This window comes from Pseudomonas entomophila, from assembly GCF_029193575.1.
GTDB lineage: Bacteria > Pseudomonadota > Gammaproteobacteria > Pseudomonadales > Pseudomonadaceae > Aquipseudomonas > Aquipseudomonas entomophila_G.
This window is the reverse complement of record NZ_JARGCS010000056.1, coordinates 350,688-361,924: the sequence shown is the minus strand read 5'-3', so window position 1 is coordinate 361,924 and position 11,237 is coordinate 350,688. Positions and strand designations below refer to the sequence as shown.

The window sequence follows — 11,237 nt, the reverse complement described above, 5'->3', positions numbered from 1 at the left end:
TGCCCTACGCTATCGCGGATCTCGCCCGCACCCACAGGGCGGCACGCTTAGCCCTGCTTCACCTCACGCAGCGCCTTGCCCTTCACCGGCGCGCCATTGGCCACGTAGTACTTGGCGGTGCTGCGCGCTAGCGGCTGGCGGCCACGGATACGGTCGGCGATTTTCTCGGCGATCATGATCGTGGTGGCGTTGAGGTTGCCGGTGATGATGATCGGCATGATCGACGCATCGACCACCCGCAGGCCCTGCATGCCATGCACGCGGCCCTGGCCATCGACCACCGCCATGTCGTCCTCGCCCATCTTGCACGAGCAGGACGGGTGGAAGGCGGTCTCGGCGTGCTCGCGGATGAACGTGTCCAGTTGCTCGTCGGTCTGCACGTGCTCGCCCGGGCTGATCTCGCGGCCACGGTAGGCGTCCAGCGCCGGCTGGGCCATGATCTCGCGGGTCAGGCGGATACCGTCGCGGAACTCCTGCCAGTCCTGCTCGGTGGCCATGTAGTTGAACAGGATGCTCGGGTGCTGGCGCGGGTCCTTGGACTTGGCCTGGATGCGACCACGGCTGGGTGAGCGCATCGAGCCCATGTGCGCCTGGAAGCCATGTTCCTTCACGCCGTTGGAGCCGTTGTAGTTGATCGCCACCGGCAGGAAGTGGTACTGGATGTTCGGCCACTCGAACTCCGGGCGGGTGCGGATGAAACCACCGGCCTCGAACTGGTTGCTGGCGCCGATGCCGGTGCCGTTGAACAGCCACTCGGCACCGATGGCCGGCTGGTTCCACCACAGCAGCGAGGGGTACAGCGACACCGGCTGGGTGCAGGCGAACTGCATGTACAGCTCCAGGTGGTCCTGCAGGTTTTCGCCGACGCCCGGCAGGTCGTGGACCACCGGGATGTCCAGGCTTTCCAGCAGCGCGCGCGGGCCGACGCCGGAGCGTTGCAGCAGTTGCGGCGAGGCGATGGCGCCGGAGCTGACGATGACTTCCTTGCGGGCACGGGCCTCGACGCGCTCTTCGCTGTCGCCGACCAGGTAGGTCACGCCGATGGCGCGCTTGCCGTCGAACAGCACGCGGTCGCTCAGGGCGTGGGTGACGATGGTCAGGTTCGGGCGCTGCTTGGCCTGGTCCAGGTAGCCACGGGCGGTGCTGGCGCGACGGCCCTTCTTGGTGACGGTGCGGTCCATCGGACCGAAACCTTCCTGCTGGTAGCCGTTCAGGTCTTCGGTGCGCGGGTAGCCGGCTTGCACGCCAGCCTCGACCATGGCGTGGAACAGCGGGTTGTTGCCGGCCTTCGGCGTGGTGACGCTGACCGGGCCTTCGCCGCCGTGATAGTCGTTGGCGCCGATGTCACGGGTCTCGGCCTTGCGGAAGTACGGCAGGCAGTCCAGGTAGGCCCAGTCTTCCAGGCCTGGCAGCTTGGCCCAGCCGTCGAAGTCCAGGGCGTTGCCGCGGATGTAGCACATGCCGTTGATCAGCGAAGAGCCACCCAGGCCCTTGCCGCGACCGCACTCCATGCGGCGGCCGTCCATGTGCGGCTCCGGGTCGGTCTCGTAGGCCCAGTTGTAGCGGCGGCCCTGCAGCGGGAAGGCCAGGGCGGCGGGCATCTGGGTGCGGAAGTCGAAGCGGTAGTCCGGGCCGCCGGCTTCCAGCAGCAGGACGGTGACGCCGGCGTCTTCGGTCAGGCGGGTGGCCAGGGTGTTACCGGCCGAGCCGGCCCCGACGATGATGTAGTCGAATTCTTGGGACATGCGAAAGTACCCTCGTTGGCGGTGGTCAGGGAGCGGGAACGCCCGTGCGCAAGGGCACGGGCGTGGCTGAACAGGGCCTTAGAAGACCGAGTTGTAGCCGCCCAGCTCGACCTGGACCGACTTGATGCGAGTGTATTGAGCCAGCGAGCTGACGCCGTTCTCACGGCCGACGCCCGATTGCTTGTAGCCGCCAACCGGCATTTCCGCCGGCGACTCGCCCCAGGCGTTGATCCAGCAGATGCCCGCTTCGAGCTTGTGGATGATGCGGTGGGCGCGGCTGATGTCGTTGGTGCAGACACCGGCGGCCAGGCCGTACTCGGTGTCGTTGGCGCGGCGGATGACTTCTTCCTCGGTCTCGTAGCTGAGGATGCTCATCACCGGGCCGAAGATCTCTTCCTTGACGATGGTCATCGCGTCGGTGCAGTCGGTGAATACGGTCGGGGCCACGAACGCGCCCTTGGCGAAGTCGCCGTTGGTCAGGCGCTCACCGCCGCACAGCACGCGGGCACCTTCTTCCTTGCCCTTGGCGATGTAGCCGAGCACGCTTTCCATGTGCGGGAAGCTGACCAGCGGGCCGAAGTTGGTGTTTTCGTCTTCCGGGTTGCCGACGCGGATACGCGCCACGCGCTCGGCGATCTTGGCTTCGAAGGCGGCCTTCAGGGCTGCCGGGACGAACACGCGGGTGCCGTTGGTGCAGACCTGACCGGAGCTGTAGAAGTTGGCCATCATGGCGATGTCGGCGGCCTTGTCGAGGTCGGCGTCGTCGCAGATGATCAGCGGCGACTTGCCGCCCAGTTCCATGGTCACTTCCTTGAGCGAAGAGCTGGAGGCGCTGGCCATGACCTTCTTGCCGGTGGTGGTGCCGCCGGTGAACGAGACCTTCTCGATGCGCGGGTGCTCGGTCAGCCAGGTGCCGACTTCACGGCCGCTGCCGGTGACCACGTTGAACACGCCGTCCGGCAGGCCGGCCTCGGTGTAGATCTCGGCCAGTTTCAGGGTGGTCAGCGAGGTGACTTCCGACGGCTTGAAGATCATCGCGTTGCCGGCGGCCAGGGCCGGGGCGGACTTCCACAGGGCGATCTGGATCGGGTAGTTCCACGCGCCGATACCGACGGTCACGCCCAGCGGCTCGCGGCGGGTGTAGACGAACGACGACTCGCGCAGCGGGATCTGCTCGCCTTCGATGGCCGGCACCAGGCCTGCGTAGTACTCCAGCACGTCGGCGCCGGTGACGATGTCGACGTAGCGGGTTTCCGAGTACGACTTGCCGGTGTCCAGGGTTTCCAGCATGGCCAGCTCGTCGTTGCGCTCGCGCAGGATGTCGACGGCGCGGCGCAGGATGCGCGAACGCTGCATGGCGGTCATCGCGGCCCAGACTTTCTGACCGCGCTCGGCGCTCTCGACGGCTTTCTCGACGTCAGCCTGGGTGGCACGCTGCACGTGGGCGAGGACTTCGCCGTTGGCCGGGTTGATGGCTTCGAAAGTGGCATCGCTGCCAGCGTCGACATAACCACCATCGATGTAGAGTTTTTGCGTTCCAAAACGGGCCATAGTGTCCTCGCAAGTGCAGTGTGTGTGCGGCTAGCCGCGTCGCGCTCCTGCCGGTTTGGCAGTCGCGGCGTGCGATCGTTCAGTCGCCTGGGGGTCGGTGTCCAGGTCGTGCTGCTTAGCCAGTTGTAGATCCATGTATTCGTAGGCGATCCGTATTGCCTGCTCGGTGTCGAACGCGTCGCCCGAGAGTGCTCCGCGCAGCCACAGGCCGTCGATCAGGGCCGCCAGCCCGCGGGCTGCCTTGCGCGCATGGTAGAGCGGCAGGACGCGGCGGAACTGGCAGCACAGGTTGGAGTACAGGCGGTGATCGTTGATCCGCTGCAACCTGTGCAAGGACGGCTGGTGCATGCTGGCGGCCCAGAAGGCCAGCCAGGTTTTCATTGCCGGGCCGCTGACCTGGGTGGCGTCGAAGTTGCCTTCGACGATCACTCTCAGGTGCGCCCGCGGGCTGTCGTCGGTGAGGGCCTGTCGACGGGCGACGGTGCCTTCGCTCAACGCATTCATGAGGTGGCGCATGGTCGCTGCGATCAGGCCGTTCTTGTCCTGAAAGTAGTGACTGATGATGCCGTTCGACACACCGGCCAAACGGGCAATCAGCGCAATGCTGGCATCTCCCAGCCCGACCTGGTCGACCGCCTGCAACGTGGCGTCGATCAACTGCTGGCGGCGGATGGGTTGCATACCGACCTTGGGCATCTTGCGATTCTCCTCAGGCCTGCGGGCAGACGACACGCGGCTGCCTCGGCGAAGGCCAGTCTATTTTGTTTTGATTGAACGTTCAATCAATAAAGAATAAGCTCTGCGACAATTTGTGCCATTGACAGCTTTTCGGGCGGTCGAGCAGGCACGAAGTGGCACCCCAGGAAATCGCGTAACCCCCGGAATACAAGGCGTTGACGGGCATGAGCGAGGCAAGTTCAGATTCTGCCGAACGGTCACAGGCCGTGCGGAGGGGCCTTTGGAGCGGGCTCGGATCTGTTTTTTTGCAACGATTCGATTCGGGATCACGGTTTCCAGGTTGCTTTTATAACACCTGTAGCAGTGGGGCTATTGCACCAATTGCGCGGGAACACACTGATTAGCCTCCACTGCCGCACTGCCCGGAGCATTCGTGCAATGAGTTCTGCCTCCCTAACCAAGCCCCCCGCCGAGAGGGTACGGGTCAACCGCGTGGTGTTCTTCACCTCCGCGCTGATGATCCTTGTTCTGACTGCCTTGTTGATCGCTGTTCCCGAAACCGCCGGCCAGCTCCTGGGTGTGGCCCAGAAGTGGCTGACGCGCACCTTCGGCTGGTACTACATGCTGGTGATCTGCGGCTACCTGCTGTTCGTCGTGGCCATCGCCTTCTCCGACTACGGCAAGCTCAAGCTGGGCGGCAAGGATGACACCCCAGACTTCAGCTACGGCGCCTGGGCCGGCATGCTGTTCTCCTCCGGTATCGGTATCTCGCTGCTGTATTTCGGTGCCTCCGAGCCGCTGGACCACTATTTCAATCCGCCGGAAGGCACGCCTGCCAGCCTGGAGGTCGCGCGCCAGGGCCTGCAACTGACCTTCCTGCACTGGGGCCTGCACGGCTGGGCGATCTACGCCCTGGTCGGCCTGGCCGTCGGCTACTTCGCCTACCGCCACAACCAGCCGCTGGCACTGCGCTCGGCGTTGTACCCGCTGGTCGGCGAGCGCTGGGTCAAGGGGGCCGCGGGCAACGCCGTGGACATCTTCGGCATGTTCGTGACCCTGCTGGGCCTGGTGACCAACCTTGGCATCGGCTCGATGCAGGTGGCCTCGGGCCTGGAATACCTGTTCGGCATGGACCACAGCAAGACCAACCTGCTGGTGGTGATCCTGGTCATGGCCGGCGTGGCCACCGTGGCCGCGGTGTCGGGCGTGGAGAACGGCATCCGCCGCCTGTCCAACCTGAACATCGTGCTGTTCAGCGGCCTGTTGATCTTCGTGCTGCTGGGCGGCGAGACCCTGCACCTGCTCAACGGCTTCGTGCAGAACGTCGGCGACTACCTCAACGGCATCGTGCTGAAGACCTTCGACCTCTATGTGTATGAGGGCGAGGCCGGTAAGTCCGAGCGCTGGCTGGGCCTGTGGACCGTGTTCTACTGGGCCTGGTGGATCTCCTGGGGCCCGTTCGTCGGCATGTTCATCGCGCGTATCTCCAAGGGCCGCACCGTGCGCCAGCTGGTCAGCGGCGTGCTGTTGATCCCGCTGGGCTTCACCCTGGCGTGGTTGTCGATCTTCGGCAACACCGCGCTGGACCTGGTGATCAACCAGGGCGCCGTGGAGCTGGGCAAGACCGCCCTTGAGCAGCCGTCGATGTCGATCTACCAGCTGCTGGAATACTTCCCGGCGGCGAAGATCGTGATCGGCGTGGCGGTGTTCGTCGGCTTCGTGCTGTTCCTCACCCCGGCCGACTCCGGCGCGGTGATGATGGCCAACCTTTCCTGCAAAGGCGGCAAGGTCGACGAAGACGCCCCGCACTGGATGGTGGTGTTCTGGTCGGTGGTGATCACCCTGGTGACCATCGGCCTGCTGTTCGCCGGCAACTTCGAGGCGATGCAGACCATGGTGGTGTTGGCCGGCTTGCCGTTCTCGGTGGTGCTGGTGCTGTTCATGTTCGGCCTGTACAAGGCCATGAAACAGGACGTGGCCGTCGAAGGCGAGCGTGCCGAGCTGGCCGCCCGTGGCCGTCGCGGCTTCAGCGAGCGCCTCAGCCAGCTGGACCTGCAGCCGACCCAGGCGGTGGTGCAGCGCTTCATGGACAAGCAGGTCAGCCCGGCGCTCAAGGAAGCCGCCGAGCAGCTGCGCACCCTGGGCTTCAGCGTGGAGACCCGGGTTGGCCAGTCGCGCAACCAGATGGGCCTGCGGGTGATGATGGAAGAGGGCAACCCGTTCGTCTACGAAGTGAGCCTGGACGGCTACCTGGCCGCGCCGAGCGAAGCGCCGGTCGAAGGCGCGCCGGAAGTGCGCCAGCGCTTCTACCGCGCCGAGGTGTACCTGCACGACGGCAGCCAGGAGTACGACCTGATGGGCTTCGCGCCGGAGCAGATCGTGCGTGACGTGCTGGATCAATTCGAAAGCCACCGGCAGTTGTTGGGCCGGGTGTACAGCTGATCGGTCATCCTGCGAACAGGGCCTGAGCGCTTGCGCCAGGCCCTTCTTTCGTTGAGCAACATGTAGTGCTTGGGCCGCTGCCTGGTTGACGACACTCCTGGGTTCATTCCCAAGGAGGCCAGGCAGATGACCGGTCCTGATGTTTCACCCTTCGATTTCAACCGAGCTGCCGCCAGGCTGTTCGCTGATCGTCCGACGTTGCGCCAGGTGCTGAGCACGGAGCTTCTCGGCCTGCTGCAGCAGCAGCTTCCGTGGTTGAATGCGGTCGAGCCGGCCTTGCCTTCGGCCGACCCGCTGATGCTCGACAGCCCGGACCCCGACACGTCGTACTGGACCACTCAGCCTCTGGTGGACCGCGTGCTCCAGGCGCTGCTGCAGCCGCAGGCGCTGGACCTGGAGCCGCTCGGGGCGCGTGACTACAAGCTTGGCCTGACCGGGGCATACCGGTTCGCCGGGTCCACCAGTGAATTCGATACCCGGCCCCTGCGCGGCCTGAGTGCTGGGGTGAACGAGCTGATCACGCGGTTGCCCTACCTGTTCCAGCAGGCGCAGGTTGGATACTGGCGCGGTACCGACTCGAGCGCGGTCAGCCGTGATGACACGCTGCAATTGCTGCTGAAGACCGCGTTGCTGCGCAACATGCCCCTGCAAGGCCTGGATGAGCAGGAGCGTGCGTGCATACGAGGGCTGCTCAAGGGCGGCACCGAGCAACCCGTGACCTGCCTGGTGCGGGCGCGGTTGACCGCTGACGGGCAGTCGTTCGAGGAAATGCAACCCAGCCTGATGGTGTCCGGGGAGTGGGACGATCGTCAGGTGCTGCTGTGCTGCGAACCGCGTGGCAGGGTAAGCACCTTTGCATCGCCCGCGGCCTACGCGTTGTCGTTGCGTGACGAATTGGCGCAACGCTACCGTTTCGACCAGATGACCTGGGAGCGCTACCCCGTGGAGGGCGATGCGTTCGCCCACCAGAGCGCGCTGATCCTCGACCTCATGCTGGGTCGCATCGAGCAGGTGCGATACGCGGGGTTGGCCGATATCGCGGCGCTCGAACGCCTGTTTGCCCAGTTGAGCGACCCGGCCCAGTGGTTCGACGGTGCGATCGACGACCGGCCGCCGGTCACGTTGCCGCCCGGGCTGGTCGCCACCAGCGCCAGCAACAGCTCCGCCTACCAGGCCGCATTGCTGGGCTTGGCGGTCGACCAGCTCGACTCGCAGGGAAAAGCCGCCCTTGAAGATATCCAGGACTTGCAGGGGTACGCGAGCGCACGCCTGGCCGAGCAGATGCGTGAAGTCCATGGCGAAGCGTGTCCGGCAAACGCACTGATGCTGCAGTTGTACGTCGCCCGCGGTGTGCCGGGGGGCGCCGCGACAGGTCCCGGTGGTGGGGAGCCGTTGGTTTTCGAGGGCGAAAAGAGCCTGGCCGAGTTTGCCATTGGCAACTTGAGCTCGCTGCGGGGTGCTGTCATCAAGGGTTTCAGGCGCACCGACGGTGTGCCCGTGCCGAAATGGCTGGATGCCGATGCCGCCAAGCAACTGGTCGCCCAGGTCGATATCGGCGGCACTTACCCGGCCTATGTCGCGCGAATGCTGGATGACCCGCGGACGCGTGCCGATCGCTTGGCGCGGTTCGCCAGGGAGTGGCGCGCTGGCCTATCGTTCAGTGCCCTTCAGGCGCGGGTCGAGGGCAAGGTCGGCGAAGCTGGCCTGCAATGCGTGGTGGACTTCTGCGCCGGCCGCATCGACCCGGAAGCGCCCAGGGCGGTGCTGATGCCGCTGACGTTCAGGCGCCAGCCGCAATCGCGCAAGCATGACCGGGTCCGCGGCATGTATGTGCTGTACTGCGCCGAACCTCGCCTGGTCTTGCTGTACCGTCCGCTTTATCCCCAGGACACGCTGCGCGAATACCCCAGCCTCGATGCATTGATGGCACATATCCGTACTTCGACGATTCTGAGCCAGAGCATCCTGGCGTGGTTGAACCCACAGGTGCGTCCGGTCTATGACAACCATGGCTTCGAAGAGCCGCATGTCACGTCGATCGGTATCGACCCCTATGCGCTGCCCGTGGGGGCCCCGCCTGCGGTGTTCGACCCGCAATTCTGGTTGGCCAACCTCGATGAGCGAATGTACTCGGCCAATCGCGACCTGCTCGTCGAGCTCGCGGGGATGCAGTCGACCTCCAATGCCGAAAGTCGCTGGGCGCTATTGGCCGAAGGGGCATGGTTATTGTTCGACGTCGCCACGTTGCTACTGCGCGGGCCGGTCGCCACGGTGGCCTGGCTGGTGCAGTTGCTGGACTCGCTGCAGGCCGATGTGCAGGCCATCGAGCAGGGCGACGGCTTCGGGCGCGGCGCTGCGCTGGTGGATATGCTGTTGAACCTGGGCATGTCGCTGCTGCACGCACGACTGCCGCCGCGCGACGCCGCCGAGCACGTTGGTGCTGCGCCGGTGGCGAGTTTCGAGGGCCGGCCTGCGCAGCGCGGCGCGTTTTCCGAAATGGCGGTGCGGCCGGTCACGGGCGAGGTGCATGACGTGACGGCGCTGGCCGGTGTGGCCTGGCAGCAGCTCGATCTGTCGTGGCGTGGCACCCAGGGCATGAACTGGTTGCCACCCTCGCGCCGGGCCGCCCTTCGGGCCATGCGTTCCAGTATCGCGCTCAATGGGCGGCATCCCGTGGCGTCGGGGGATGCGCAAGGCTTGTACCTGATCGATGGCGAGTACTACGCGGCCCTGGCGGGCGAAGCCTACCGTGTCGAGGTATCGGCGCAGGGGGTCAGGGTGATCGATGGGCTTGGCGAGTTCGGCCCGTGGCTGGCGTTCTGCCAAGAGGGCTGGCGGGTCGACGCCGGGTTGCGCCTGCGCGCGGGAACCCCGCCCGCCTCGATCAACCGGCGACTCTTGCAGAAGTTCGAGGAGATGCGCAACACCGTGAGCGAGCTGGAGGCTGACGCTACCCGGCTGACGTTGCAGTTCAGTGAGCTCGGCCTGGGGTTCATTGACCGCAAGGCCAAGGTCGAGCGGTTGCAGGGCCTGATAACCGACGAACAGAGCAAGCTCAGTCAGCTCCCCGACACGGCGGAGCATGCGCAAGCGCGCAGCCGCTCCATCGAGATACTCGAGCGTTACCAGGCGCGCGTCGAGCAATGGCGGGCCGAGCAATTGACGATGCGCGACCAGTCGATCCAACGCCTCGAGCAAGCCGTCGGCTCTGAAAAGCAGGTCGCCGCCTTGCTCGACACCATGCTGGAGCCCAAGTATGGCCGGGCGGGTGGGGGCGAGAGGCTAAGGGCGTTGCAAGCGAAGAAGACCGATGTGCAGCTCAACCTGATCCGTAACTACGACTTCATCGCCAAGGATCTGCAGAACATGGCGGACTACCCCCGCCTGGACGCGTTGCATACGACGTTGGAGCGTTTGCCGTTCGCGCAGGGCAGGGACGCATACCTGGCCTACCGCCAGGCGCTGGATAGGGTGGTGAGCATTCAGGAGCGGATGCTCAGCGCTCACGAAAACCTGGACGTGCTGTTGGCGCAAGCCCCCCGGGATCTGCCGATTCCCATACGTCACGCGGCAGAGCCGAGGACGGTGGCAACGCTGATCGCCCAGCGAACCTTCAGCGTGGTGCAACTGCGCTTCCATCAGGCGATGAACCTCGCGGAGCTGGGTTTGCGCCTCGACTCCAAAGACGGGCAGCGCGCGCTGGCCGGTTATCGGGCGGACTTGACGGGCACGGGGCTGCGCAACGCTGCCAATGCCCATGGCCAGATCGTATTCGCCAACCTGTCGTCCTCCGATCTTGTCGCCATCCTCCAGGAAGCCTGGGACGAATACGCGGCGGCGCTGGTCAACTGCGCGCGCATCCTGCGCCAAGGCGGCGCATTGATCGAGGCGCCGATGTTGCGCCAGTACCAGGTTCACCTGCAGCAGCTCAAGGAAGACGCGGGGCGGCACCTGGTCGAGGCCATCAAGTGGCAGGATGAGGGGGTGGCGCCCACCCCGCACCCTGCCTACCCCGTCACCGCCGGCGCTCAGCGGGCCGTGCGCAACGCCGACGGGCAGATCATGGTGGCCAACGAGGTGACGGTGGACGGCGTCGCGATGCTGCAGGTGCGCGAGCCGATCACTGGCGAGTTGCTGCTTGCCTTCGAAAACAAAGAGGGCGAGTGGCGCGAAGTGGAAAGTCCGCCTCCTTCGCCCCCAGCCGTCGAAGAAACCCTGGAGGAGGACACCGCCATGAGGGTCCAGGCATTGCTGGACGAAAGCGAGCAAGTGCTGACGCAGGCCCAGGACTACGTTTCCCATGACATCAAAGGCGATTATCTGAAGCGTCTGTTCGATGCGCAGATCGCCAAGCTTGCCGAGGCGGCGTCGCCGAACAGCGAGGCAACCTTGAGCGAAGCGCTGACCAGGCAACTCGAAGCGCGTCTTGACCGGTTGAGGCTGGAAAAGACCCTCATGCTGACCAGGCTGTATACCGACACTCGCTATCCGTCGGCAGAGTCGCTACGGTTCCTGCATGAGCAGCGACTGATCAAGGTCGAGTACGTCGGGCCACGGCGCACCATGGCCAACGGCTCGGCGTTCGACGAATACAAGATCATGCGCCTGGCAGACCCGGGTGACAGCAAGGGCCGCAACCTGTGGGCCGCACACATGCATCTGCCTTCGGGGCACTCCATGCCCAGGGACTTCACCATCGCCCATCTCAAGACTTGGCGTCAGCGCCAGCTGAGCGATCGCCAGGGGGCCGCCATCGGGCAGCGGGTTCATCGCGGCAGGCTCACCCTCGAACAGGCGCAGGGCATCATACCGTTCGATTGA

At 65.2% G+C, this 11,237-nt stretch carries 5 protein-coding genes; 2 read left to right on the top strand and 3 right to left on the bottom strand.

Translation table 11 applies throughout. The annotated features are described in order from the left end of the window. Positions 1 to 47 precede the first annotated feature (47 nt). The 3 genes from betA to betI form a co-directional block, all read right to left on the bottom strand. Positions 48 to 1,745, bottom strand: coding sequence for a choline dehydrogenase (gene betA / locus P0Y43_RS25365; protein ID WP_275639992.1), 1,698 nt, complete (start codon positions 1,743 to 1,745; stop codon positions 48 to 50). Positions 1,746 to 1,823: 78 nt separating this feature from the next. Continuing rightward, complete coding sequence (gene betB / locus P0Y43_RS25360; protein ID WP_275639991.1) at positions 1,824 to 3,296, bottom strand: betaine-aldehyde dehydrogenase; 1,473 nt, start codon at positions 3,294 to 3,296, stop codon at positions 1,824 to 1,826. A 30-nt stretch (positions 3,297 to 3,326) separates the two neighbouring features. After that, a complete protein-coding gene (gene betI / locus P0Y43_RS25355) occupies positions 3,327 to 3,992 on the bottom strand; it encodes a transcriptional regulator BetI (RefSeq protein ID WP_275639990.1) in 666 nt (221 codons plus the stop codon). Between the two features lie 477 nt (positions 3,993 to 4,469). Between betI and P0Y43_RS25350 the strand changes: the two genes are divergently transcribed. Both P0Y43_RS25350 and P0Y43_RS25345 read left to right on the top strand, forming a co-directional pair. Further along, entirely contained in the window at positions 4,470 to 6,416 is a 1,947-nt protein-coding gene (locus P0Y43_RS25350; protein ID WP_275640228.1) for a BCCT family transporter, read from the top strand. Between the two features lie 126 nt (positions 6,417 to 6,542). Beyond that, entirely contained in the window at positions 6,543 to 11,237 is a 4,695-nt protein-coding gene (locus P0Y43_RS25345; RefSeq protein WP_275639989.1) for a DUF6543 domain-containing protein, read from the top strand.